Below are 25,658 nucleotides of genomic sequence, written 5' to 3'. Positions count from 1 at the left end.
AATTCAGCTATAATCTTAGCACAAACCCTAAATAAAAAACAGCTTTCTTTGTGAAAAAATGAATTATATTTCGTTATTTCATTTTTTGATACTTGTTATTTCCTTGTAAGAGAACTCTAACATCTTTTGATGGACTTCTTCAAATGAATGTTCATTGATATAACGATTACCATAAAGGAAATTGACGATATCCAGATCATCAAAATAAAGGGAAACGTAGTACCCGTAAGTTTTACGACATAATTCTGGCGAAATATTTTTATATACAGTGATTTTACTTAGTATTTGGCGAATCGTCCGTGGAGAGATTTGCTGGTCATGAGATGAACGAAAAGCAAAAGAATCAGGTCCTGTCCCAGTATCAGTTATTGCTAAATAGTTTTTAATGAATGGCAGTGCTTCATTGGGAATTGGCGACTGATTAAGACGATTTTTTTTACGGCTAAGATGAATGATTTGTTTATTTAAGTCAATATCTTTTCTTTTTAATTCAACGACTTCATGGATCTTTAACCCGCAATATAAAAGAATAGCTGCAATCGCTAAATTTCTTGGTCGGTTCCTTTTTTCAAAGCGTGCTTCTCGTGAAGAGTTAAAGCCATTCATAGGAATAAACAGATGCTCAAAGTCTTGAAACAAAGAGGCGTCTATGAATCGAGGCGCTGCAGCAGTAGTTTCAGGAAGCGTTTTTCCTAATAGAGATATTTCTTCAGTCAATAACCCTTTTTGATACAAAAACCGTAGAAAATGATTTAACGAATATTGTTTTCGTGAAAGACCATAATAGCTATTTTTAAATAACTGGTTTGTTTGTTGATCAGCTGTGGTCTGAAACGAACGAGTATGCTGATAGACTTTATCTAAAAAATTTAAATAGTCTTGTTTTTCAAGACGAAGAATAACTTCATCCGTGATCTCTTGATCTAAAGCTTCGTGAAGATAATCCGTGAATAAATGAAAATCTTTTGCATATTCATAACGACTGCTTAATGAAAGCTTTTTTTGATTTTCTTTTAAAAATTCTTGGAAAATAGGAGGAAGCTGTGCGATGCGTTGTTTTAACTTTTCTTGAATGTGTTTTCGTGTTTTTTGATCCATAAAAGAACCTCCTTTTTATTCAAACTGGTGTTCTATTTTATTATTGTAGCTTATTTTTCGTTTTTCTTCTATTTCCTTTTACTGATATCTATTTATACCAACGTTTATTTGCTCATGATTCATATATATAGTAACATCGCCAACTATAAGAAAAACTGTAACCAATAAACAGAAAGACAATGATCTTGTAGTATGAACGAATTGTTTTATGAGTTTTGTTGAGTGACATTTTGTCACTGTTGCGCTATACTTTTCCACAGTGACAAAATGTCACTATCGAAAAAAGAAAATGTAGGAGGGAAAGTAATGTTTTTAGCAATGAAAGAAATGAAATACGCAAAACTACGATACGGACTGATTATCGGTATCATGTTCTTGATTGCTTATGTCGTTTTCATGCTATCAGGTCTAGCAAGTGGATTAGCAGAAGAATTTAAAAAAGCGATTGATGATTGGGGTGCTCAAGAAATCGTTTTGTCCGAAGATGCTAATCAAGTGTTTGCAGCATCTCAATTGACAAGAGGTGACCTTGATCAAGTAAATGCGAAAGAAAAAGCACCGATTGGCTTATTCAGTGGAGCAATCAAGGGCAAAAACAAAGAAAATGTGACAGTCTTTGGTACGACTAACGATGCCTTTTTATTACCTAAAATCACAGATGGTCGGATGTTTGATAAGAAAAATGAAATAATTATCTCCCAAAATCTGGCACAAGATCAATATAAGTTGGGAGATCAAATCAAAATCGGTAGCGATGACCAATCATTTACGATCGTTGGAATTTTTCCTGCCACTTATTATACGGTCTCACCAGTCATCTATACAGATCTAGAAACTTGGACACAATTAAAATATGGAGCCCAACCGTTTGCTTCAGATGACAAAAAGCCGATCAATGCGATCGTGACCAAACAATCAGCTGCAATTGATAAAGATGGCGCATCAAAAGATTTACAAAAACTGACGATTCCTGATTTTATTGAAAGTCTTCCAGGTTATTCTGCACAAAATATGACACTAAATGCAATGGTTTACTTCTTGTTTCTTGTCGTAGCCGCAGTGGTTGGCATTTTTATGTATGTCATCACTTTACAAAAAACGGCGATCTTTGGCGTAATGAAAGCTCAAGGGATTCGCAATTCATTTATTGCTAAATCGTTGATTGCACAGTCATTTGTTATTGGAGTCATTGGTGTCGCCTTAGCAGTTCTAGCTGCTTATCTAACTAGCTTGTTTTTACCAAGTGCGATGCCATTCGCTATTTTCTGGACACAATGGTTGCTATATAGTGGGGTCTTACTCGTTGTAGCAGTTGTAGGCGGCGTCTTCTCAATACGCACGATCACAAAAGTGGACCCAATCACCGCAATAGGAGGGTAAAAAATGAAGAATATTTTAACGATGAAAAATATCGTCAAGACTTTTGGTAGTGGACATACCGAAGTGACTGCGTTAAAAGGAATTAATTTTAATGTCAAACAAGGAGAATTTGTCAGCATCATCGGTCCCTCTGGTTCAGGAAAGAGTACTTTCTTAACCATTTCCGGTGGGCTACAAACACCTACTTCTGGAGAAATCGCCATTAATGGTCAGTCTTTTTCCGATTTATCTGAGAAAAAAAGAGCCGATTTACGTTTTAAAGAAATTGGGTTTATTTTACAAAGTTCTAATTTGATTCCATTTTTAAAGGTCAAAGAACAATTTTATTTAGTTGATCGAGTCAGCCATCAGAAACAAAACGAAACCGTCATTGATGACTTATTGAAATCATTAGATATTTATGATCTAAAAGAAAGCTATCCTCGAGATTTATCTGGTGGGGAAAGACAACGTGTAGCGATTGCTCGTGCGTTGTTCAATGACCCTAGTTTGATCTTAGCAGATGAGCCTACCGCTAGCTTAGATACAGATCATGCCTTTGAAGTAGTCAAGTTACTTGTCAAAGAAGCACATGAAAAACAAAAAGCAACAGTCATGGTTACGCATGATGCTCGGATGATCAAATGGAGCGATCGTGTCTACCGAATGAAAGATGGTGATTTGATCGAAGAAACGGAGGGGTGGGATGCCTAAATCGACATTTCTTAATCTGCCGAATGAGAAGAAACAACGGCTTATTGAAATTTTACTTGAAAATTTTTCAGCTCGACATATTAGCCAAGTAAAAGTTGCAGATATTGTCGAAGATATGGCTATGTCAAGAGGGGCCTTTTATAAGTACTTCGAAGACTTGGAAGATGCCTATACCTACACGATCCAGTATTATTCGATTCAAATCCATCGAGATATTCTGAAATATATCAGTCAAAACAAGCAAGACTTTTTTCAAGGAATTGAAAATTACCTTGCGTGGTGTAGTGAACTGGAACAAAAAAGTAGTTATTGGCAGGCCATCCGCTTTTTAACGAGAAGTGATGATTTTACCAATCACCAAAGAACCAAGCCTTCTGCTGAATCAGGAAGATTAAAGGAATGGTTTAAATTACTGAAGGCAAATGGTTTTCACATTACTTCGGAAGAAGAAGCAATTAGCTTTTTATATTTTGTCATGGATCTTGTGATCAATTCATTGACGGATTACATTGCGAATGACTGGACTACTGATGAGTTGTTGCAAGATTATCGTTACAAGGTAAAATGGCTTCAAAGAGGTTTGAACACCGAACGAAGTGAATCTTGAATCCACTCGATTCATTTGTTAGCCGTTTCTTTTTAACTGGTAAGTAGTGTCCGTATTCAGAAAAACACTTCGATACTTCTTTGTGTCATCATCGATAACCAAATAAAAACCTTCGATAGAAAGTTCTTATAGTTGAGAGCAACGATTTTTCCTTTTTGATTCTCCGTGATAGAATTTTCATTGTAAGAAAAGAAAAGGGATGACACAGATGAAGAAAATTATACTATTTGGTGATAGCATTGCTGCTGGATTGTACCAGGGGGAGATCGTCCATGCATTGGACCATGCGTTATCAACGACCTTAAATGCTTTAGGACAAGCTGATTTTAAGATCATTAACTTAGGAAAAAGAGGCGATTCAACGACAAGCAGCCTTGAACGATTGTCTCAACTTCCCCAAGATGAACGTACAGCTGACTACGTCGTTCTTAATGTTGGCATTAATGATGCAATCAATCAAAGAGATAACCAAGAAACCTATCGAAAAAACTTAGAACAATTGATCAATTTTTTTAAACATAGCCAAGTGATTTTGATAGGGCCTAGTTACGTTGATGAAAAGATCAAAACCCAAACAATTCCTGAAATCTTAGTAGAGTATACTCAGATCGCAAAAGAAGTAGCAGATAAGAACAAAGTAAGTTTTATTGATTTTTATCATTATGAAAAATCTTTTGAGGACCCAACACTTTACTTGCAAGACGATGGGTTGCATCCTTCGAAGTTAGGCTATCACTTGCTAGGTGCTTTGATTGCACAATGTATCCAGCAAAAAGAACAAAATTAATCTACAGACCGAGTACTGCAAAGATTGAGGTACTCGGTCTGTAGATTTTTAGTTTCAAGTTTTATCATGACAAAAAGAATGAAGCGCGCTCTATTGGCTTTGACATACGGTAATAAACAACTGTTTTCTAATGGCGATATTCCTTCAACAAACCTTTTTGGATCAAGTCTTGTTTTTGTTTGAGATTCTGGATGTTTTCTTGATAGTTTTGTGCATACATCACGGAATAAAGAGTGTTTAAAACATAGTCGAAGGCAATTTGTGAGGAAAATGTTGCCACTTTAGCAAAATCTAATTCATCTTGCGTAACGATGAGTTTCATCGTTGCTTGTTTTGCCATTTCTGAATGTTCATTTCCAGTGATCAATACAGTTTTAGCACCCACATGGTTTAAATGCATCATAATTTTTTCATAATGGTGAATCCTTCCACTATAAGTTAGAAAGATGGCACAATCCTTTTCCGTTAAATTAGCTGCATTCCAAGAAGAATCACTATACTCTTCAGCTAATATCAAAAATTTATTGATCTTGATTAGTTTATTTTGAAATTTGCGTGCTGTGATTTGAGAATCCCCTTTGGCAAAAATAAACATGCGATTCGCTTGATTCAATGCTGTGGCAATCGCATCAATTGACTGTTTCTCCAATTGAAGCTGTGCTTTTTTGATAGATTGGATCGACAAATCGGCCATTTTTTTAGCGATCGATTGACTATCATCTTTATCAGTAAAAGGAAAGTTTGGATCAATGATTTGATTGAACTGGGCTTTCATCTGATGGACTTCACGACCAAATTCAAAACGAAATTCTCTAAAACCAGAAAAACTCAATTTTTTACATAAGCGAATTATGGCTGAATGCGAAGTATACGTCGCTTTTGCCAATTCCTCGATCGTCATATAAACAGCTGTTTCTCTGTTTGCTTTGAGATAATCAGCAATTCTTTTTTCTGTTGTTGTAAATGCTTCTTGTCGTATCAATTGGTCTTCGATTAACATATGCTCACCTTCCTCATCCATCTTACTGAATATCCCTCTTTTTGACTACTATTTTTTGTGTAGGTTAAACATACCTGTCGATTATTTACTTAAAAAGATCACTTTCTTGAACATTTTTTTCTAACTGCGCTCAAATTAACTTTTAAAGGGACCGGTCATTTATACTGATAGTAGTTAAAAACAAAAATTGGAGGAAAACGTATGTTAACAATTGCCTATCTAGGAAATGGAAAAAGTACCAACCGCTATCATTTACCTTTTTCACGAAAACTAAAAGATAAGATCAAAATCAAAACGATCTATTCACGTTCAGAACCCACTTGGGAAACATTTGAGGATATCCATTACACCAATCAATTGGAAGATCTATGGAACGATCCAGAAATCCAACTAGTTGTCATTACGACACCGAGCCAATTTCATTATGAATATGCTAAATTAGCCTTAGAGCATGGAAAAAATGTCCTGGTTGAAAAACCGTTTGCTGAAACTTCTGCAGAAGCGAAAGAGTTATTTGAGCTAGCGAAACAAAAAGATTTATTTATCCAGTGTTATCAAAATCGTCGTTTTGATTCTGATTTCTTGACCGTACAAAAAGTGTTGGAAAGTGGAAAATTAGGCGATATTTTAGAAATTGAGATGCATTATGATTATTTCAGACCTGAAGTTCCTGAATCGGCAACGGAATTTTCAACAGTCAATAGTTATCTCTATGGTCATGCTTGTCACACAGTAGATCAAGTAATTTCTTACTTTGGCGAACCAGATGACATCCACTATGATGTGCGCCAATTATTAGGAACGGGACGAATGAATGATTATTTCGATTTAGATTTTTATTATGGAACAATGAAAATCTCTGTCAAATCAAGCTATTTTCGTATTAAGGAACGCCCAAGTTTTGTGGTTTATGGGAAGAAAGGGATGTTTGTAAAACAGACAAAAGATCGACAAGAAGAGCATCTTAAACTATTTTATTTCCCAGACCATCAAGATTTTGGTATTGATTTACCAGAACACTACGGCACACTTACCTATATGGACCAAAATGGAAACTACCATGAGGAAAAAGTGATTTCTGAAGTAGGTGACTATAGTCGGGTCTATGAGGGCGTCTATGAAACGCTCATAAACGGAGCCGAAAAAGTAGTGAAAGACGAAGAAACACTTCTACAAATGAACATTTTAGAAACAGGGATCAAAGAGATCCAGGAAAAAGAAGCGCAAGCAAACAGATAAACCATTCGCTGTTTATGATCATTCTGAAGGATTAAGCAAAGATTGATGAGAAACAAAAAAACAAAACCATTAAAATATGATGGGGAGGACACCTCATGTTTTGACAGTTATTTTGTTCTTATGTACTATAAAATAAATAACTGTAAGGAGGAATTCTCATGACAAATTATAACGGCGAAAAAGGCAAACGTCTAAGAGGTTCGATGGCGCCTAAAACCGATGATGAAGTAGCATTAGCAGGGACAAATTCTGGTGAAACAGAAAACAAACAAGAATCGTTATCTGGCACAAACTCTGGCGAAGCCAAGGATGTCGCTTTATCTGGTTCTAATTCGGTTGAAGAGGAAGAACCAAAGAAACCGAATGCTTTTGAAAAAGAAGTGGAAAAATTAGCGGAAGAAGTAAAAGAAAAATTTGAAGAATTGACATCTAAAAAAGATACTAAAAAATAGATTTGTCAGTTGCTAGTGATCCTATGAAAAAGACAGCTTTTACGCTGTCTTTTTTTATCCAAAAACTATTTTTCCGATTTTAGAAAAAAATGGTGTCTGCGCTTACCTTCTTTGTATTATGCTTTATTTATGAGAATAAATTTTTCTCAGCTAAACATTAGGAGGTAATATATGGAAAATTTTGGGTTACAGTTAATCAATTCGAGTGTGCTTGGACAAACCGATTTCATAAGTCTATTCACGACTTATTTATCAGATTATATGTATTTGTTCTTAGGTGGAGCCGTTCTATTTGTTATTTTGATGTTGTTATTAAGTAAAAAAATGTCCGATAAGCCTGCAAATAAAAGCGGATCTTCAAAAGGTGCTTCTAAGCAAAGCCAATATAAACGAATGAAATAGATCTTATTTTACTTTGAACAGATTGTTAGTTTACTAATAATCTGTTTTTTTGCCATAACTATAAAAAAATATTATAGTAACTATAAATATCATTATATTGAAAAATGTTTCTATTCGAACTATAATTTTCATGAAAATAACATATGAGATGAAAAGGAGCGTGTATCAACATGAGAAAAACCAGTAGAAAAGTAGTGATCGTTGGAACAGGCTTTGTGGGAACAAGTATTGCTTATGCCATGATCAATCAAGGAATTGCGAATGAATTAGTCTTGATCGATGTCAACCAAGAAAAAGCGGAAGGGGAAGCTTTAGACCTTTTAGATGGTATGGCATGGGGAGAAGAGAATGTTGCTGTTTGGTCAGGTGATTATAGCGAATGCAGCGATGCCGATTTAGTAGTAATCACAGCAGGTATCAACCAAAAACCAGGACAAACTCGTTTAGATTTAGTGAAAACAAATGCTGGAATTATGAAGGATATTGTTCGACAAATCATGGGAGCAGGATTCAACGGAATATTAGTTGTTGCTTCTAATCCAGTAGATATTTTGACTTGCATTGCGTGGAAAGAATCAGGGTTACCTTCTTCTCGAGTAATCGGAACAGGAACAACATTAGATACAACTCGTTTTAGAAAAGAAATTGCCTTGAAACTTTCTGTCGATCCTCGTAGCGTTCACGGCTATATTTTAGGTGAACACGGCGATTCTGAAGTAGCAGCTTGGTCCCATACAACAGTTGGCGGAAAACCAATCATGGAATTTGTCGAAAAAGATCATCGAATCGACGAAAAGGACTTAGATATCATTGCTGATAAAGTTAAAAATGCTGCCTATGAAATCATCGATCGAAAAAAAGCGACTTATTATGGAATTGGTATGAGTACAGCACGAATCGTCAAGGCTGTATTAAACAATGAACAAGCTGTATTACCAGTTTCTGCTTATTTATCTGGTCAATATGGAGTGAAAGATATCTTTACAGGTGTTCCATCCATAGTTGATGAAAAGGGTGTAAGAGAAGTTATTGAATTATCAATTACACCAGAAGAAGAACAAATGTTTAAACAATCTGTCAATGAATTAAGAAACGTATTAAACACCGTGAGATAATTGAATGAAAATAAAAAGGAGAATGAGCGTTTTGCTCGTTGTCCTTTTTATTTTTGTTTTAGAAAAAATAGTTCTCTAGTAGAAAGTGAATTGTAATAAAATGGTAGCATATTAGGTAACTTTTTTGGGAAATGCATTTGAAACAACAAGAAAAAAATGAAAGAGGTAATTGATTTAGAGCATAATCAGCTTAAAAAGAATAAAAGATGACTGGTAAAATTACTAAATAAACGAAAGGAGATAGTATATGGAAAAGCAGAATGCTAAGGGCTCAAGAAGCGGATTAGAAGAATCTGCAGTTCAACAAGATATTCACTCTATACATACAGAGCAAACCGTATCTGGTAGGCAACAAAAAGATCAATCGGAGATGATGTATGTAAAATTAGTAGGCTTGCCTAAAGCGGATGTCAACCAGATTTCAGTAACTCCAGGAAAAAGAGTTCAGCCTGTGTACAAAACTCCAGAGCAGTTTAAAGCTTTTTTGAGTGAGCTTATAAAGCCATCAACAACATCGTCACATTCTTATGAACATCTGCTTCCAACACAAGGAGCACCTGCTTCGCTACATCAGGATATGGATCCAGCTCCACCTTTATCGCTTCGAAGTAAGAAGCCAGCTCAGAAATTCAATAAAATAATAGATAGAAGTAAAAATGTAGCCACAAATAAAATGAATGGACAAGCAGGAACTTTTAAAAATATCACGTCCGAGATAGTAAAAAATGAGCATTTTCGCAGTCAGAATTCCATGAGTGACCTATTACCTATGGCTAAAGGACAATCTGCTGAGCATTCCCGGGAAGTAACATCCAGACAGGGTAGAGAGAGGCCTGAAATGCAATTAGGAGGAACTATGGGAGAAAAGAACGCACAGATTATGAAAAGGGTGAAAAATCAAGTAAATGAGGTAATAAGTAATATAGGTAATAGGTGAGAGCTTCTTAAAAATTAGATTGAAGATGAAAAGAGGTGAGTTGGATAATATATAGTTTGTTCGTTTATAATTTAAGACATAAAGAGGAAAGAAAGAAATTTAATGAGAAGACAAATTATCTATGTAGAAGATCCAACAGTAAAGAAGAAAGATACACAGTCTAAACAAAAACCACCTGCTCCATTGCCGCGTTCTACCCCTAATATGGATAGACCACCTAGAGCTGGAAGATAGACTTCATACATAAATAAGAAAAAAAGAAACTACTTAGCATAATATATAGAAGAGAAGGGTGTAAGAGAAGTTATCGAATTATCAATTACACCAGAAGAAGAACAAATGTTTAAAAAATCTGTCAATGAATTAAGAAATGTATTAAACACCGTGAGATAATTGAATGAAAATAAAAAGGAGAATGAGCGTTTTGCTCGTTTTCCTTTTTAATTTTTTTTTAGAAAAAATAGTTCTTTAGTAGAAAGTGAATTGTAATAAAATGGTAGCATATTAGGTAAATTTTTTGGGAAATGCTTTGAAACAACAAGAAAAAAATGAAGGAGGTGATTGATTTAGAGCAGAATCAGCTTTAAAAGAATAAAAGATGACTGGTAAAATTACTAAATAAATAAATGAATGAAAGGAGATAGTATATGGAAAAGCAGAATACTCAGGAGTTAAGAAGCATATCTGATGGGCAGAAAAATACTTTAGCCAAAGATCAATCGAAGATGATAGATGCAGAGCTAGCAGGCTTGCCTGAAGGAAAAGTTAAACAGAAACCGGTAAATAATATAGGGGAGTCCCTTAAAAAGAATAAGTTAGACATGGATGAAAATACTGGATGGGGCACCACAGAAAGATACTCTGAAAAAACACAACCTAATCCCCAAACTAACAGCCATTACAAATCTTTTTTAAATGAACTTATCCGCAAGTCAGCGGAAAGAAAGAGTGTACAAAATTCAGCAAATGGTTTAGAGACTGACAATATCTTGAGCAGCGGGAATTCTCAGTCCGTTATGATAAATAAATCTCTGTATCATTTGAATGGACGAGCAGGCATTATTACAAATGTCACGCCCGAGACAAGACACATTATTGATAAAACTACTGGATCTAATATCAATAGATAACCTGCATGGTCGGTTGATGAGATAAACAATTGAAAAAATAATGTAAAAATTTAAGAAGATGATTTAAATTTAAACGTCATCAGCGCCGTATGAATCAACCAAACGCACTTGAAGGGCGTGGGTCGGATTCTGTATCACGTTGATCATGTATCTTTGATTTTATATGAGGGGATATTATATAGAGCAGACGGTGGATATGTTTCTGGAAAAAACGAATATGAAAAAATTATAGATGAAAATGATTCTAAAAAAAGGCAGAATGTGGACGAACAACAGAGTGAATTTTTATTATGTTAAGGATCTACTTGGCATAATATATATTATGTAAACTAAAATATAAAATTTTTTATTTCCTTCCTTTAAAAAGCCACAAACCCTCTCTTCTTGCTATTTATTCTATTTCTTTTTACCAGATAGTATAAAAACGATTCTTTTCTTGTTCAACTAATCAGTTATACATATATACGCATGCATAAACCATTTAGAATTAAAGCTATCTAGAAATCATTCACACCAAACATAGATTTTGATGTGAATTTATCTATCCATATTTTGTTAGAGCAATGATTGATAGATGTATCCTAGAAAGTAGTGTTTTATCAGTTGATTAATATACCTTAAAAATGTAAGAACGATTATATGGAGTTATAGACTGTTAAATATGCCTTTGATTTATGATAATAATTCACGTTGTTTTAAGAATCCAATTACATCATTATTACGCAACAATTCAACTTAATCTTTAAAGAAATACTATAATCAAGGAACATTAGTTTTTTATCTGTCTATATTAGTATAATTTTCTGATGTCAAAGTCAAACTAGGAGATGTTTGTGCATTTCTTGCCTTAGTAGCTTTAGCAGCTAAAGAGCCTTGTGTAAGATTGTTTTCTGGTTTATTTTCCAAAACTTGTTTTCTTTTAACTATATCAACTACTTTTCGAATCGATTCTAAACATTTTTCATCGACTTTTACGGCTTGATTTTCCCCACATTCTTTCGGTAAATTTTTTAGAAGTGCCACATTGTTCCATACAAAACTTCGATTAATTTCCTGCACTCCTTCAGCAATTAGGGTCGCCCGCCCCTTTTCATGATCAACCTTATATAGGTTATTGTTCCCAAAATATAGTAATGGCTCGTCTTTGTCATAACCGCTCTTGTTTTTAGCATCTAATGGATAATATACTACCGGTTCATTTTTACTCAGCCATTCCTGAAGTTTACGTTTTGAGTGATCAGTATATTGTACCTCTCCATCATTTTGGTGATGTTCCTGGTCTTTATTGTTTAAAGAACCAACTATATTTATTAGTTCGTTTTCTTTTTCTGTTGTCACCCATATAAACCGTGATTTTTTTCTATTAAACAGTTCGTCCAGTCCAAATTTAATTAAGGTTGTTTCTTGATTCTGTTGTTTATTGTCTATGACTAGTTTTCTTGAACCGTCACTAAATTTAACGTTACTCGTAATCAATTTTCCATGACAATTTAAGTAGGACTTTTTTTTATTAACAATTTCCTGGCTTGAAATGATCTTATAAAGCTTCTCCTCATTATGATCATAATATAATAACTGATTTTTCTCAGTATTTTCCGATTTTTTGGGCAGTTTCATGTGTAGTTGTTCATGAAAGTCGTTCTCGTCTCTCTGCTCAAATTGTTGATGAAATCTTAACCCGTTCTCCTGTGTTAAATGTTTATGTTCTTGGATTTGATCAGCAGAAAATGCCAGAGATAAATATCGTTCCTCTGGTGATAGTTTGTCGCTTTTCTTCATCGTCATATTCCCTCTCCTTTTATGGCCTTGTATAAAAGTTCATTTATTTACAGTCGTACTAGTTTTCTTTGCGTTTTTCAAGTAATTACTGAAACAAACAGCTTTTATCCGCTTTCCATTCTATATCTACACTTCAGCTTAAATAAAACTTTTATTTCAAAATGACAAAACAAAAAGGTCGGTGATTCTAATTTTGTTATCTGAAGATAGTCTATTCACCTACATACAAGACGTAATCACATATTTTTGAACGATCATTCGTTGAATCATTCTATAAAAAAACTAATAAAAAAACATCAAAGATAGTAGCTACTACTGCCTTTGATGTCCTTAAACACGGTTAGAATATTCTATTTTCTAGTAAATAGCTCAGCATAAAAATAGCAAAAATTAAATAATAATGGAAATAAAATTTTTTGTACAAATGTTCCCCACTTTAAGGCTACCACATAACTAGTAAAGCAAATAAAAATCACTCGTTCTTCTTATTCAATAAATCCGAATGCTATGATCATTTTATCTAGATGGGTCTTCATTACTACCTTTTTGAGGAGGTTGCGGTGCAGGACGCTTTTGAGTGTGTCCAAGAGTGTTGCTTTGAGTATTTCTATTAAGTTTGGGTGATGCTTTTGCCGATGTTGTCAAATCAATCAAATTGCTTAATGAATTTCTATCTTGAGCAATGTTACTAGTACTTGGTTCGGGTAATAGTTGTTTGTACTTTGTCAAATCTTCTAACGACTTACTATCTTGAATGATGTGACTAGTGCCAGGTTCGGGTGATGCTTTTGCGTGTGTTGTCAAATCAATCAAATTACTTAACGAATTTCTACCTTGAGCGATGTTACTAGTACTTGGTTCGGGTAATGGTTGTGTGTACCCTGTCAAATCTTCTAACGACTTACTACCTTGAATGATGTGACTAGTGCCAAGTTCGTGTGATGCTTTTGCGGGTGTTGTCAAATCAATCAAATTTCTACCTTGAACGAAGTTGTTTATATTCGCTATGTCTAAGAATTTCGTGGCATTCTCAGCAGAGAGACTCCATATCATGGCATCTTTATTAGACGTCTTTGGTAATTTGTCTGCAATTACTTTATCCCCTAATTTGAGCTTGCCGTCTTGAAAATGTGCATTATCAGTAATCAGGATAGCCTTTTTTCCTTTATGACTAACTAAATATAAATTGGTCTTATTCAACAAAAGTGTACACGAATTTACATTTCTGTTTTCATGCTCTCGGGGTTTATGTAAATCTCTAGGAGAACGATTTCTAGGAAAATGTTTCTTGGCCTCATTCAAATAATTGATGTTCTTTTCAACTTCTCCTTTATCTATCCATATAAATCCGTTTGACATCTTTGATTTAAGGAATAAATTTATTTTTACATTTGTTTCCCAGTCTTGGACTGCAATATGTTTTGCATTTGGTGAATTATAGAGATCCTTATCAGCAAGCAAATAAGCGTTTATGATTTTCACATTCTTACCATCTTGAGATTCAGTCTCTAATTTATATAGTTTATCCCACATGGTCCCTACTTTATAATAAAATAGATCTTTCTGTTTATTGTGACTTTGATTTTTTGGTATTGATAATGATGAAAATGCTCTAACATCCACCTTAATCCATGGTTTACTCTTTATCTGTTGTCTATCTTCCATCATTTTAAACCCATTTAGTCGCTGATTAATCTCTTTTAAAGTAAGTGAATCGACGTACATCGTTGCCGTTCTATCTCTATTTTTACCCTCCCGAGTCCAACGTCTTTGAATGAAATTATTTGTATCAACCGTTGTCACATTGGAAGGCGAGAACAGATCAACTCTCAAACCTTGACTATTTCTTTTGTAATATACCCCTTCTTTCTCTTCTATGTTATCTGCGAGGAGTTTCGACTTGCTGCTCTCAGTGTCCAATTGATAAAGTTTGCCTTTATGTACCATTAATTGAACATTTACACTAAGATCGGATGACGTACGCTGCGGGATTCCTATCTTGAGATTTTCACCAATGTAAGTTGCATCTGGTTCTGTTATTGTACGTGCTGCTCTCTCGGCTATTTTTGCTTTTTTGTATTCGTTATCCTTTTTGATAATATCGTATACTACGCGTGAATGAACAAATAACGATTGAGCGTCCTTTGAGGGATTATTCTCCATTTCTACAGGTCCAATTAAATTTTGGTAGCTATTCTTTTCTTTACTTCCTTGCGTCAATTCACCATTTATATACTCTACATCTTCAGCAATTACATAAGCTTTTTTTTCTCCTTTTTGTGGGTCCAAATTTTCTATGAAATAAAGTTTCCCTTGGTATAAACATAATAGTTTATCCATTGGATCACCTTGGTGAATATTATCTATTGTTTTGCTTGGTAATTTTACCTTATTGGGCAATTGGGAAAATTTATTTCTATAGGTTGAAATTATATCAACCAAAAATACATGCTCGTTCACCACAATATTTTCATATGGCTCTTTGTTTTGGTCTTCTGCGATTTGGTCCTTAGAAAAATTCAGATGATTATATAGTTCCTCTTTGCTCATGCTATTTTCTATCATAGAGATCACACCTTTCTATTTATTGTTTTTCTAAAAGGATCATTTGTTTAATATCTGCAAGAAATAATCCTTCAATAAATTTCAATAATTACCTAGATGTTCCAGGTCTTTCTCCGATTGAAACGCATGAACGAGTGTCCATCTTCTGATTCTGATTCAGGAGTTCTCTTTGAGTTTGGCTTTTTCCTTTTGAGCGTTTTTGCAACTCTACTACATTATTACTTAGTTGAGGAATGTTCCTCGATTGGTTTATTTTTGCTATTTCAAAAATTTTAGAAGCTTTGTATGAAGATATTGGCCATTTCATATTTTCATTAGGCGATAAGTTGGATAAGAGTATTTTATTATCTGATTTGATCTTACCATCTTCAAAATTGACATTAGTGGCAACCTTCATAGCCACTTTTGATCTATGATTAACTAAATACAAATTAGTATCTTTCAACAAAAGTGTATATACATCTTTGTTTCTATTTTTACGAGTAATCATTTTTTGGAATTCAATAAAATGCGCCACTTTCTTTTCTATTTCCCCTTTTTGTACCCACACCAATTCGGAAAATCCCTTTGTTACAGGAAATAAATTCAATTTTATACTTTTATTGAAATCTTTTAATGCAAGATGGCTTTTATGAAGTTGATTATCAAGGTGTTTATTAGTAAGCAAATAAGCTTTTTGGACTTTCCCACGATCGTTAATCTCTAACTTATAAAGAGCACTTTTGTCGTTATCGTAAAAGATTAGGTCTTTATCGTTGTGAAGGTTTGGATCTTTTACTATTTTTAACTTCTTTAACGATGAAATGCTATCAACATCCACCTCAGGCCAAGGTTTACTTTCTATCTGATCCTTCTTTTCCATATTTTTAAAATATTGTAATCGCTGATTGATGTTCTCTAGGGTATCGGCGCTTACATACTTCGTTTGAGTTTTTTCTCTTTTTTCTTTAGTAAAAAATGATTTTATCAAACCTATATTGTGAGACTCTTTAAGAATATTAGGTCTGAATAGCACCATTCTTAGCCCTTGCTCATTTCTCTTATAGATTGTTCCATCTTGAAATTTTACGTTATCTGCGAGTAGTTTTGACTGTTTATTTTGGCGGTCAATTTGATAGAGCTTATCTTCATGCAACATTAATTGAACTTTCATTTCCGGATCCCTAGTGCCATATTCAGGGGTCCCTATCTTAAGACGCTCACCAATATATGTTGGATCTGGTTGTGCTACTGTACGAGCTATCCCCTGAGTTTCTTTTGCATTTTCGAAAATTTCATTATTCTTGATAATATTGTACACTAAACTTGGACTAGCAAGTAACGTGCGAGTACCATTTTTCTTATTTTTTGTCATCTTAGTAAAATTAATTAAGGTTTGGTTGATGTTATGCTGAATGCTCGCTTGGAACAATCGTTTATCTCCATACCATACTTCCTCAGCAATTACATAAGCTTTTTTTTCTCCTTTTTGTGGGTCCAAATTTTCAATATAATAGAGTTTGCCTTTGTGTAAGCATAGTAGTTTATTCATTGGATTATCATCATGAATATTACGTATTTTTTCGCTTGGTATTTTTATATCATCGGGCAATTTAGAGAACTCATTTTGATGGTTTGAAATCATACCATCCAACAATATATGATCATTCACATCAATACGTTCACCTATTTTTTGTTGTTGATCTGTTTCGATTTCTTCTTCAGAAAAATTCAGATGTTCATACAGCTCCTGATCATTCGTTAACGTTGAACCCTCGATTTGATTATTTGTTTCCGGCATAGTGATTGCACCTTCCTATTTATGTTATTTTTTGCATAAAAAATAATCATTTGTTTAGTTCTTAACCTTATTAAATATCTGGCATATAAGATTTTGTCGAAACAAAAGATTTTTTAATGCGCTTTTATTTTATAATTATTATTAGTGAGAAATAATCCATTAATTTCCATAAATAGAAATAAAAAGCACCACAAGAAATAACTTGTTATTCTCTAATTTTTTATGAATTGTCGTACCCACTTCTTCGAGCTTTAGCTGTTAACTTGTCTAAAACGACAATTTTCATTCTTAAACATCTAATGTTCAAATATTATAATCACTAACAAATCAATAACCGACATATTCACTATTGTTATAAGTAAGTGAGCTTAATTCCTTGATAATAAACGGACTTAACCTAGCATTTCCAATAAAAAAAGATCTTAAAACACAAATGTGTTCTAAGATCTTTAGTTATATATTTTACTAATTTATCATGATACTTTTATGATAAAGAAATTTCAAAGTGAATCATTATGCTCTATTATAACTGTGAATGTGGTTTATTTCCGGTAATCAACCAAAATACTGATGCCATAATTGTGTCAATACGGGTAGAAAGTAAATGATTACTAGTGCTGCGATGACCATCAGTAATTGCTTACGTTGTTTCTTTCGTTTCAACAGACTACTTGTTTTGTGTAAAAAGTATGTGGCACTTTTCGCTCCAGCTGTTAGTGTTGATAGTAGCAGTGTAGGTGAGTAAGCCGTAGGGTCTTTCGTGATAGACAATAATTTCGTACCATATTCTGGATATTTTAATAATGCTTGATAAACAGCAACGATCGTGATCGTTCCCATCAAATAATTTAACAATGAATGAACTTTTTTCAAACGCTTAAACTCCTTATTTATAAATCGTATGTTATTTTTGGATAAATAAACCAACACTTTTCGGAATAATTATTTTTCTTCTTTATTTTTTTCTCCTGATTTTTCCATCCACGGAAAAGAAAAACCGATCGAATCATCTGCTTTTAGTTCTAGTACCGCATCAAACTTCCCTTTTTTGCCAGTCAACCCTTTAACTACTTTACTAGTCTTGCCTTTAGACAATAATTCCCGCATCATCGTTTTCGTCAGCTTCTTCTTTGCAATCGTTGGCCAAAGTTTAAAATCACAGGAAGCATTGGTACAAGTTGCTACTTTTGGATACAACATGACGATCCCTTGTTTACACTTTGGACATCTGCCTAGTTGATCATTTTTCTTCTCCAGCGCTTTGATTTGGCGCGTTCCAGTGATTTCTTCAGATAAATCGACTGAAGTAAGCTGTTTTGGCACGGATTCAAGTAAATGAAGGATGAATTTTTTGATATTTGCTAAAAAGACTTCGGGTGTGCCCTCATTGTTACCGATCTTTTTGAGGTATCCTTCCCACTGAGCAGTCATTTCCGCACTAGTCAACAAAGGTTCTTGAGCGACCGCTTTACAAAGAGTGATTCCTTTAGCCGTAACAGTGATTTCATTTTTTGTGACCTCGATATAGTGACGTTGCTTTAGATTTTCAATAATATTGGCTCGAGTCGCTTCTGTTCCGATTCCCTCAACTTCTTTTAAGATTTCCTGTGCTTCTTCATCATCCAATGTTTTCCCTGCCGTTTTCATCGCAGTGATTAGTGTTCCCTCGTTGTATGGTTTTGGTGGTTGGGTTTCTTTTTGAATACTTTTCAGATCAACGCCGACCACCTGACCTTTTACCACATCTGGTAATACTTGGACTTCTTTCTGCTTGCTTTTGGTTGCTAAGATCATTTGCCACCCTTTTTTGATTGGGATTTTCCCTGTACTTTTTAAGCGAAGTTCTTGGACACCAGTATAAATCGTTGTTTCTTCATATACATAATTTTCGGCAAACATTGCCATAGTCGTTTTCGCTACTTGTAAATAGATGGCTTGTTGCAGACGTGATAATTGCGCAAAACGTTCCTTGGAAGGAATCGTTTTTGTTGGAATAATTGCATGGTGTTCTTGGACTTTTGTCGCATCAACATATCTTTTTTTCGACCATGTTTCAGGAGTCTCTACGCTGCTGATCCCTAAAAAATCTTTATAACGTACTAAGTTTTTCACCAAGTAGTGATGTTCATTTTCAGTAATGTAAGTAGAATCTGTCCGAGGATAGCTTAAAAATTTCTTTTCGTAGAGCCCTTGAGCAGCATCTAATGTCGCTTTGGCACTCGCCTTCATCAATTGGTTCATTTTTGTCTGGAGACTAGATAAAGAAAATAAACGTGGACTACTTAGTTGTTTTTCTTTTTTAATGACCGATAAGATCTGTCCTGATTGCTTCCCAAGATGCGCGCCTGATTTTTCAATTGCTTGATGTAGTGCTTCGAGGGTTTTAAAATTCTGCTTAGGATCGATTTTCCCAGTAAACCGTCCATCATCACAACTGATCGTCGCTTCTACTTCAAAGTATGGTTCTTTTTTGAAGTTTTTAATTGTTTCTTGTAACTGATAGATCATATATAAGGTTGGCGTTTGGACACGTCCTAAAGAAAAGCTGCCATCGATCCCTTTTTGTTGCAGTAAGAGACTATATAATGGACTCCCGTTCATCCCGATCAACCAATCCGCATTCTGTCTAGCTTTCGCTTCTTTATATTTAGGAAAATAGCTCTCGCCTGGACGAAGGTTTTTAAAGCCTTCATAAATCGCCTCTTTTTCCAGCGAATTGATCCACAAACGTTGATACTTTTTGCTTTTGGTGAAGGCTTGTGCTTGAATGATAATCGACCAAGCAATGGCTTCTCCTTCACGGTCTCCATCTGTCGCAATAATGATCGTATCTGCTGATTGTAATTCCTTTTTGACGATTGAAAATTGTGCTTGTTTTTCTTTCGGCACTTCATAGCGGAAGGTTTCTGGGAAAATTGGTAAGTTAGCTAAGGACCATTTGCTCCAGCGTTCTTCATATGCACCAGGAGGGACCATGTCCACTAAGTGACCGAATCCATAAGTAATCGTTACTTCCCCACTAAACAACGGATCAACGATCTCATAATACCCTTCGTGACGTATTCGTTTCTTAAATGTTTCAGCATAAGCTTTTGCTTGGGAAGGTTTTTCAGCCAGTATAACAGTTTTCATTTTATCCCCTCCATGATTCTCAGTCTTAGAACAGACTTCTTTATTATGGAACAAACATTCGCATATGACAACCCAAAAACTATTTTTTCAAAAGAAAAAAACGACTGAAGACCCTTGTCTAACAGTCGTTTTATGAACTTAGCTTTTACAATTGGTGAAAATCCAAAGTGTTGAATCGTCCACCTATTAAAAATGGAGGACTTTTACCTAAACGAAGTGAAATAGATGATTACAGAGAGTAAATTCCTATTTCTTTTCTTCCATTTATTTACTTAAAAAATCACTGATTGCTGCGCGATTGGCGTCATTGTCGATCACCAAAATACTTCCGGCATAACTACTGTTTCCGAAGTTCCATGAACCTTCAACAGGCACACTTAAGCGATCCACACCACCGACACCTCGAGCAATCGACAAAAGATTTTTGATAATAAACAATGATGAAACATCCGTTGAGGTATAACCAATGGCTTTTCCGGCAGCGTAAGGGGCACGAATCAAGTTTAGGGGATTTTTTAGCTGACTAAAAATCGTATTCATGACTTGTTGTTGCCGTCTTACTCGACCAAAATCGCCTTCTTCGTCTTTTCTAAAACGTGCATACTGTAAAAGTGTATGACCATCCATTTTTTGGACACCTTTTTTGATATCGACACCATCCAGATTCAAATCTTTCTCTGCATCGATCTTGATACCATTCATAAACAATGCATCGACCACTTTTTCAAACGATTTAAAATCGACTTTTGCGTAATACTGGCAATCAAGTCCAAAATTTTCTTTGATGGTTTGACGGACCAGATCAGCACCGCCATAAGCATAAGCTGCATTGATCTTATTTTGACCAACTCCTGGAATTGTTACAAAACTATCACGCATAAATGAGATCAATTTTGGTTTATGAGCAGGTCCATCTAACTGTAACACCATGATCGTATCTGCACGACCAGCATCCTCACCTCTAGTGTCACTACCTAATATCAGAATATTATGTGCGCCACTCGAAGACTGTACACCATCAAATGATTCCGTTGTAACACTCGGCAAACTGGTATCATGTTCTGCCATGGATTTCCCGACAAAAAAGGAAATGACTGAAAATAAGAATAAACATAGGATAATGCCTAGGATGATTTTCCCCCACGAACGTTTCTTTTTTGGACGAACTTCTTTTGGCTCTTTCTTCCTCTTAAAAAAGCTTTTCTTCGTTTGATTAAATCCTTTTTTGTTTCCTGCTTTTGCATAGGAATAAGGGGTTTGATAGTCATTAGCTTGTCCTTCTTTGGAAGAATAAGAAGAATCCTGATCAGGTTGATAGATCCGAGTAGCTTCATCTCTTGAATCATTCAACGCTTTGTCCTTTTGACGTTCACGTCTAAAAAAACCGGTTGATTCTTTTTTTAGTGGTTTTGCTTTTTTATGGATGTTCTTATAACGATCCATCCGACTCATTTTGTTTCCTCCCTGCTATCTGTACAAGTAAATAAAGGATACGCTATCTTCGTGATAAAAACAGCTATTTGAACCACAATTTAATAAAAAATAACGAAATGAGACAAGCCATTACACGTAAAGCTCGTCACACTTCTTGTTCTAATCGTTCTCGTATGTTCTGGACTGGCATTTCTCGATGTGTCCACAGTTCAAAAGCAATTGCTCCTTGATGAATCAACATACCTAAACCATTATAGGCTTTGATTCCCATTTTTTTGGCTTCTTGGATTAATCGTGTCTCACTAGGGGAGTAGATCAAGTCAAAGACGGCTAATTGCGAATGCAACAACTTTACATCAGCAATCGGTAATTGGTCTTTCTTGCTTCCCATTCCGATATCAGTTGCGTTGATCAATAGATTCGCCTGACTCAAATCTAATGCCAGTTGACTTTCGTCCGCATAATCATGTAATCGGATGGGACAACCTGTTTTCTCAGAGACTTTCGCAAAATACTCTTTTAGTGGTAAAAAAGTGGCATTCAAACGTTTGTAGATCGTGATTTCTTGTGCGCCTTCTAGTGCCATTTGTACGACAATTGCTTTTGCTGCACCACCTGCTCCCAGAACAACGATTTTTTGATTTTTGATTGGATGCCCCGTTTCGTTGACGGAACGTACAAATCCCATACCATCTGTATTGTAGCCAATCAAACGTTGCTCCTGGTGAACGATCGTGTTGACCGCTCCGATCAATTCCGCTTCAGGGCTTAACTGATCAAGGTATGCCAAGACAGCCGTTTTATTCGGCATTGAAACATTTACACCCAACATATCTAATGTGCGGATACTCTTAACGGCTTGTCTTAGGTTCGTTTGATCTATCTCAAAAGCCAGATAAACGGCATCAATACCCCAATGTGAAAATGCCAGATTGTGCATGAGCGGTGAAAGACTATGAGAAGCAGGCTTTGCAAAAAAGCCTGTGAGTTTTGTTTTACCAGAGATCATCTTTTTCCTCCTTAAAAAATAAAACAACCATCCAATCCTCGTAAACATGACACGAGACATCAGATGGTCGATTGTTTAGTTCTGTTTCTTGTGCTTTTTCTTATGTCTATGATTGACGAGTCTTTCTAAGTTTAAAGGAGGTATGAGAAACTTGTCAACATGATTGTCAAACAAGCGGGGCCTCTTTCTCATTCATTTAAAACAAATCAATGTACTATAGGCATACTAGGCACAAAGTAGAAGGAAAAGCAGTCAGTAATCAAAAACTAATCTAACACTTCTTCAAAAAATTGTAATAGATCCGCTAGTGACAATTGCTCTTTTTCTTCTTTAGACAAATCTTTCACGATCCGTCCTTTTTGTAAAACGATCAGACGATTCCCATAATTCAAGGCATCTTCCATCCGGTGGGTGATCATCAAGCACGTCAAGTGTTGTTCAGTAATCCTGCGATTGGTTAATTGCATCAATGATTTGGCAGTTTTAGGATCGAGCGCTGCTGTATGTTCATCTAATAGCAGCAACTCAGGCGCTTCAATGGTCGCCATCAACAAACTCAATGCTTGGCGTTGCCCTCCTGATAATTCCCCAGCTGGCGTATCTAGATGCTGCTCCAACCCATTTCCAACTTCTTGACACAATTGATAAAATTTTTCTCTTTGGTTCTTTAGGTTACGGAGACGAAGGGGTCTTTTCTTTCCTCTTTTTTGAGCCAAAAGCAAGTTCTCTGCTACTGTCATCCTTGGAGCTGTGCCCATCTTAGGATCTTGGAACACCCGAGAAAGAAAAGAAGCCCGTTTTTCTTCTGTTTCTTTCGTGATATTCCGCTCTTTAAAAGCGATCGACCCTTGACTTAATTGCAATGTTCCTGCGATCGTGTTGAACAGTGTACTTTTTCCCGCACCATTTCCACCAAGGACCGTAATAAAATCGCCTTTATTGATTGTCAAATCAATTCCATCTAATAATACTTTTTCTTCATTCATGCCATTGCTAACGACTTTTTTTCCATTTTTAATTGTGATGATCGCTGTCATGGTCAAACCTCCTTTTCAAAACCGGTTTTAAGTTTCAATGCTTGTTTTAACTGAGGAATCATCAAACAAATGGCTAAAATAATAGCGGAGAAGAGTTTGAGATATGTTGTGTCAAACCCAAGTTTAATGACGATCAGGATCAATAATTGATAGATGATGCTTCCCACGACAATGGCAATCAAGCGTTCTGCTAAAGTTAATTCGTGGAAAATCACTTCTCCAATAATGATAGAAGCTAGCCCGATCACGATGACACCAATTCCTTTATTGACATCGGCATACCCATCATTTTGTGCAATCAATGCACCTGATAAAGCAATAACACCATTTGAAAGAGTCAATCCTAAGATTTTCATTCGATCTGTTTTGATCCCTAAGGAACGAGCCATCGTTTCGTTGTCTCCTGTCGCGATATACCCTTGACCTAAATCGGTATTGAAAAAGAACAGTAAGACACCAATCAAGAGACTTAATGCAAGCAAGCCAAGTAACACGGTATCAAAATAGTCAGGTAAATGAAGACCATTGAACGTATCTTGTAAAATCGAATGATTCAATAAAGAAAGATTTGGTGTGCGCATCACGAATAAAATCACCGAGTTTAATCCAGACATGACTAAGATTCCGGCAAGGATCACGGGGATCTTTCCTTTGGTATACAACAGCCCCGTAACTAGTCCGGCAAGCATGCCTGCACCAACGCCAAGCAGTGTTGCTAAAACCGGTGAGATCCCATGAGTGATAGCTGTCACACAAACTGCTCCACCTAATGGAAATGATCCTTCAGTCGTCATATCAGGAAAATCCAAAATCCGATAAGTCATAAAGATTCCTAATCCTAAGATTGCCCATAACATCCCTTGCGAAATTGCTGATACGATCATTGTTCATCCCCCTCGTCTTTCGGTTCTTCTGAAACATTTTTAGCTTCTTGCTTTATTGAATCAGGAATCGTGATCCCTAATTTTTCCGCCTGTTTTTCATTGATAATAACATCGCCTTTATCAAAGACGTAAACAGGTGTCGTTGCTGGTTTTTCTTTTCCTAGTGCAAGCATCGCAGCCATTTTCCCACTTTGGACACCTAAATCATATTGATTGATCCCAATAGTTGCCAAGCCACCTTGTTCGACCATTGAATCAACTGAAGGGATCACTGGGATCTTCGCTTTATCGGCTTCTTTTACCACTGTCTGCATGGCATTAGCAATCGTATTGTCTAAAGGAACATAGATGAAGTCCACTTGTTGACTCATCACTTGGACAGTTTGGGCGATTTCATTCGTAGAAGGTACAGCATATTTTACTGAAGTCAAACCTGCTTTTTGAATCGCTTTTTCTGCTTGGCTTACTTGGTATTTTGAATTATCTTCTGAAGAAGCGTATAAAATCCCGACTTTCTTCGCATTCGGCAACAATTCAGCGCCTAACTTGATTTGCGCTTCAACAGGAGGCTGATCAGATACGCCTGTGATGTTTCCACCTGGTTCTTTTAAAGACTTCACTAAGCCGGCACCAACTGGATCTGTGACCGCACCTAAGACTAGTGGTATCGTATTCGTTACATTAGCTAAAGACTGAGCAGCCGGAGTAGCGATCCCTACTAGGACATCTGGGTCAGCTTGTACTAATTGTTGACTCATAGTGGCTAATTTACTTTGATCTGCTTGCCCGTTTTGAAAGGAGATCGTTAAATTTTTTCCTTCCTCAAGCCCTGATTGTTCGAGACCGTCTTTGATCCCACGGTAAATTTCATCTAATGCCGGATGGCTCACATATTGCAAAACCCCAACGGAAACAGTTTGATCCGTTTCTTTTGGTTTCGATTCAGTAGAAGCAGGCGTTATTTTTTCATAAATAAAGGTTCCTACTAAGTAAAGCATAATAAGTGCAACAACTGTGATCAAACGTTTATTTTTCATTTTTCTTCCCCCTCATTCCTTTAATCATCATTATTCAAGTCTGGTTTCTGACACGAACTGACAAAAAAAGACAATCACCCCAACGGTAATTGTCTTCTTACATACAAAAAACCGCATAGATCGAATCTATGCGGTAGTCAAATTTCTTGTCCAGCATAGAT

22 protein-coding genes and 1 pseudogene are annotated in these 25,658 nt (G+C 35.6%); 11 read left to right on the top strand and 12 right to left on the bottom strand.

The window, feature by feature from the left end; all coding sequences use genetic code 11:
* Positions 1–78: 78 nt before the first annotated feature.
* Positions 79–1,098: a tyrosine-type recombinase/integrase gene (locus IGL28_RS06540; protein ID WP_081127613.1), complete on the bottom strand. Its 1,020-nt coding sequence runs from the start codon at positions 1,096–1,098 to the stop codon at positions 79–81.
* Positions 1,099–1,404: 306 nt separating this feature from the next.
* Here IGL28_RS06540 and IGL28_RS06535 point away from each other — a divergent pair, with 306 nt between their 5' ends.
* From IGL28_RS06535 to IGL28_RS06520, 4 genes are all read left to right on the top strand, one after another.
* A complete protein-coding gene (locus tag IGL28_RS06535; protein WP_081127615.1) occupies positions 1,405–2,478 on the top strand; it encodes an ABC transporter permease in 1,074 nt (357 codons plus the stop codon).
* Between the two features lie 3 nt (positions 2,479–2,481).
* The gene (locus IGL28_RS06530) at positions 2,482–3,171 is read left to right on the top strand and encodes an ABC transporter ATP-binding protein (protein ID WP_010737568.1); all 690 of its coding nucleotides are present in this window, start codon (positions 2,482–2,484) and stop codon (positions 3,169–3,171) included.
* A complete protein-coding gene (locus IGL28_RS06525) occupies positions 3,164–3,778 on the top strand; it encodes a TetR/AcrR family transcriptional regulator (protein WP_053766029.1) in 615 nt (204 codons plus the stop codon). The genes IGL28_RS06530 and IGL28_RS06525 overlap by 8 nt, the downstream gene beginning before the upstream one ends.
* 208 nt (positions 3,779–3,986) lie before the next feature.
* A complete protein-coding gene (locus IGL28_RS06520; RefSeq protein WP_081127616.1) occupies positions 3,987–4,565 on the top strand; it encodes an SGNH/GDSL hydrolase family protein in 579 nt (192 codons plus the stop codon).
* Positions 4,566–4,692: 127 nt separating this feature from the next.
* Here IGL28_RS06520 and IGL28_RS06515 read toward each other — a convergent pair whose 3' ends face one another.
* Entirely contained in the window at positions 4,693–5,565 is an 873-nt protein-coding gene (locus IGL28_RS06515) for a MurR/RpiR family transcriptional regulator (protein WP_025480187.1), read from the bottom strand.
* A gap of 201 nt (positions 5,566–5,766) precedes the next feature.
* Here IGL28_RS06515 and IGL28_RS06510 point away from each other — a divergent pair, with 201 nt between their 5' ends.
* The 7 genes and pseudogenes from IGL28_RS06510 (at position 5,767) to IGL28_RS06480 (ending at position 10,840) form a co-directional block, all read left to right on the top strand.
* Positions 5,767–6,804, top strand: a complete 1,038-nt coding sequence (locus IGL28_RS06510) for a Gfo/Idh/MocA family oxidoreductase (RefSeq protein WP_081127618.1) — start codon at positions 5,767–5,769, stop codon at positions 6,802–6,804.
* Between the two features lie 158 nt (positions 6,805–6,962).
* Positions 6,963–7,256 carry a hypothetical protein gene (locus IGL28_RS06505; protein WP_034697939.1) on the top strand — a complete coding sequence of 98 codons (294 nt, stop codon included), beginning with the start codon at positions 6,963–6,965 and terminating at the stop codon, positions 7,254–7,256.
* A gap of 171 nt (positions 7,257–7,427) precedes the next feature.
* The gene (locus IGL28_RS06500) at positions 7,428–7,658 is read left to right on the top strand and encodes a hypothetical protein (protein ID WP_010719176.1); all 231 of its coding nucleotides are present in this window, start codon (positions 7,428–7,430) and stop codon (positions 7,656–7,658) included.
* A gap of 170 nt (positions 7,659–7,828) precedes the next feature.
* Positions 7,829–8,773 carry an L-lactate dehydrogenase gene (locus IGL28_RS06495; RefSeq protein ID WP_010719177.1) on the top strand — a complete coding sequence of 315 codons (945 nt, stop codon included), beginning with the start codon at positions 7,829–7,831 and terminating at the stop codon, positions 8,771–8,773.
* Between the two features lie 247 nt (positions 8,774–9,020).
* Positions 9,021–9,710, top strand: a complete 690-nt coding sequence (locus IGL28_RS06490; RefSeq protein WP_081127619.1) for a hypothetical protein — start codon at positions 9,021–9,023, stop codon at positions 9,708–9,710.
* 279 nt (positions 9,711–9,989) lie between these two features.
* Positions 9,990–10,103 (top strand): annotated as a pseudogene (ldh, locus tag IGL28_RS06485) (L-lactate dehydrogenase); the annotation flags it as partial.
* 254 nt (positions 10,104–10,357) lie between these two features.
* Complete coding sequence (locus IGL28_RS06480; protein WP_081127621.1) at positions 10,358–10,840, top strand: hypothetical protein; 483 nt, start codon at positions 10,358–10,360, stop codon at positions 10,838–10,840.
* Between the two features lie 777 nt (positions 10,841–11,617).
* On the opposite strand, the gene IGL28_RS06475 is transcribed toward IGL28_RS06480, so the two are convergent.
* From IGL28_RS06475 to trpX, 10 genes are all read right to left on the bottom strand, one after another.
* Positions 11,618–12,625, bottom strand: coding sequence for a hypothetical protein (locus tag IGL28_RS06475; RefSeq protein ID WP_081129067.1), 1,008 nt, complete (start codon positions 12,623–12,625; stop codon positions 11,618–11,620).
* Positions 12,626–13,135: 510 nt separating this feature from the next.
* Positions 13,136–15,184, bottom strand: a complete 2,049-nt coding sequence (locus IGL28_RS06470; protein ID WP_197725831.1) for a hypothetical protein — start codon at positions 15,182–15,184, stop codon at positions 13,136–13,138.
* A gap of 88 nt (positions 15,185–15,272) precedes the next feature.
* Positions 15,273–16,964 carry a hypothetical protein gene (locus tag IGL28_RS06465; RefSeq protein WP_081129064.1) on the bottom strand — a complete coding sequence of 564 codons (1,692 nt, stop codon included), beginning with the start codon at positions 16,962–16,964 and terminating at the stop codon, positions 15,273–15,275.
* 555 nt (positions 16,965–17,519) lie between these two features.
* A complete protein-coding gene (locus IGL28_RS06460) occupies positions 17,520–17,804 on the bottom strand; it encodes a hypothetical protein (protein ID WP_174270245.1) in 285 nt (94 codons plus the stop codon).
* Positions 17,805–17,906: 102 nt separating this feature from the next.
* On the bottom strand, positions 17,907–20,096 hold the full coding sequence (gene topB / locus IGL28_RS06455) for a type IA DNA topoisomerase (protein ID WP_081129062.1): 2,190 nt from the start codon (positions 20,094–20,096) through the stop codon (positions 17,907–17,909).
* Positions 20,097–20,360: 264 nt separating this feature from the next.
* Positions 20,361–21,548: an LCP family protein gene (locus tag IGL28_RS06450; protein WP_081129061.1), complete on the bottom strand. Its 1,188-nt coding sequence runs from the start codon at positions 21,546–21,548 to the stop codon at positions 20,361–20,363.
* 127 nt (positions 21,549–21,675) lie between these two features.
* Positions 21,676–22,539 carry a shikimate dehydrogenase gene (locus IGL28_RS06445; RefSeq protein WP_438843923.1) on the bottom strand — a complete coding sequence of 288 codons (864 nt, stop codon included), beginning with the start codon at positions 22,537–22,539 and terminating at the stop codon, positions 21,676–21,678.
* A 266-nt stretch (positions 22,540–22,805) separates the two neighbouring features.
* Complete coding sequence (locus IGL28_RS06440; RefSeq protein WP_010719188.1) at positions 22,806–23,576, bottom strand: ABC transporter ATP-binding protein; 771 nt, start codon at positions 23,574–23,576, stop codon at positions 22,806–22,808.
* A gap of 2 nt (positions 23,577–23,578) precedes the next feature.
* Positions 23,579–24,460 (bottom strand): ABC transporter permease, encoded by an 882-nt coding sequence (locus tag IGL28_RS06435; protein ID WP_010737553.1) that lies wholly within the window; start codon positions 24,458–24,460, stop codon positions 23,579–23,581.
* Positions 24,457–25,497, bottom strand: a complete 1,041-nt coding sequence (gene trpX, locus IGL28_RS06430) for a tryptophan ABC transporter substrate-binding protein (protein WP_034697916.1) — start codon at positions 25,495–25,497, stop codon at positions 24,457–24,459. The genes IGL28_RS06435 and trpX overlap by 4 nt, the downstream gene beginning before the upstream one ends.
* Positions 25,498–25,658 lie beyond the last annotated feature (161 nt).

It is taken from the genome of Enterococcus sp. AZ077 (genome assembly GCF_051714965.1).
Taxonomy (GTDB): Bacteria; Bacillota; Bacilli; order Lactobacillales; family Enterococcaceae; genus Enterococcus_B; species Enterococcus_B hirae.
This window is presented reverse-complemented; position numbering and strand designations above follow the sequence as displayed.

Bases quoted from the DNA above. Each gene is read 5' to 3' on its own strand.
- IGL28_RS06540 (WP_081127613.1), bottom strand. From the start codon at position 1,098: ATGGATCAAAAAACACGAAAACACATTCAAGAAAAGTTAAAACAACGC.
- IGL28_RS06535 (WP_081127615.1), top strand. From the start codon at position 1,405: ATGTTTTTAGCAATGAAAGAAATGAAATACGCAAAACTACGATACGGA.
- IGL28_RS06530 (WP_010737568.1), top strand. From the start codon at position 2,482: ATGAAGAATATTTTAACGATGAAAAATATCGTCAAGACTTTTGGTAGT.
- IGL28_RS06525 (WP_053766029.1), top strand. From the start codon at position 3,164: ATGCCTAAATCGACATTTCTTAATCTGCCGAATGAGAAGAAACAACGG.
- IGL28_RS06520 (WP_081127616.1), top strand. From the start codon at position 3,987: ATGAAGAAAATTATACTATTTGGTGATAGCATTGCTGCTGGATTGTAC.
- IGL28_RS06515 (WP_025480187.1), bottom strand. From the start codon at position 5,565: ATGTTAATCGAAGACCAATTGATACGACAAGAAGCATTTACAACAACA.
- IGL28_RS06510 (WP_081127618.1), top strand. From the start codon at position 5,767: ATGTTAACAATTGCCTATCTAGGAAATGGAAAAAGTACCAACCGCTAT.
- IGL28_RS06505 (WP_034697939.1), top strand. From the start codon at position 6,963: ATGACAAATTATAACGGCGAAAAAGGCAAACGTCTAAGAGGTTCGATG.
- IGL28_RS06500 (WP_010719176.1), top strand. From the start codon at position 7,428: ATGGAAAATTTTGGGTTACAGTTAATCAATTCGAGTGTGCTTGGACAA.
- IGL28_RS06495 (WP_010719177.1), top strand. From the start codon at position 7,829: ATGAGAAAAACCAGTAGAAAAGTAGTGATCGTTGGAACAGGCTTTGTG.
- IGL28_RS06490 (WP_081127619.1), top strand. From the start codon at position 9,021: ATGGAAAAGCAGAATGCTAAGGGCTCAAGAAGCGGATTAGAAGAATCT.
- IGL28_RS06480 (WP_081127621.1), top strand. From the start codon at position 10,358: ATGGAAAAGCAGAATACTCAGGAGTTAAGAAGCATATCTGATGGGCAG.
- IGL28_RS06475 (WP_081129067.1), bottom strand. From the start codon at position 12,625: ATGACGATGAAGAAAAGCGACAAACTATCACCAGAGGAACGATATTTA.
- IGL28_RS06470 (WP_197725831.1), bottom strand. From the start codon at position 15,184: ATGATAGAAAATAGCATGAGCAAAGAGGAACTATATAATCATCTGAAT.
- IGL28_RS06465 (WP_081129064.1), bottom strand. From the start codon at position 16,964: ATGCCGGAAACAAATAATCAAATCGAGGGTTCAACGTTAACGAATGAT.
- IGL28_RS06460 (WP_174270245.1), bottom strand. From the start codon at position 17,804: ATGGGAACGATCACGATCGTTGCTGTTTATCAAGCATTATTAAAATAT.
- topB (WP_081129062.1), bottom strand. From the start codon at position 20,096: ATGAAAACTGTTATACTGGCTGAAAAACCTTCCCAAGCAAAAGCTTAT.
- IGL28_RS06450 (WP_081129061.1), bottom strand. From the start codon at position 21,548: ATGAGTCGGATGGATCGTTATAAGAACATCCATAAAAAAGCAAAACCA.
- IGL28_RS06445 (WP_438843923.1), bottom strand. From the start codon at position 22,539: ATGATCTCTGGTAAAACAAAACTCACAGGCTTTTTTGCAAAGCCTGCT.
- IGL28_RS06440 (WP_010719188.1), bottom strand. From the start codon at position 23,576: ATGACAGCGATCATCACAATTAAAAATGGAAAAAAAGTCGTTAGCAAT.
- IGL28_RS06435 (WP_010737553.1), bottom strand. From the start codon at position 24,460: ATGATCGTATCAGCAATTTCGCAAGGGATGTTATGGGCAATCTTAGGA.
- trpX (WP_034697916.1), bottom strand. From the start codon at position 25,497: ATGAAAAATAAACGTTTGATCACAGTTGTTGCACTTATTATGCTTTAC.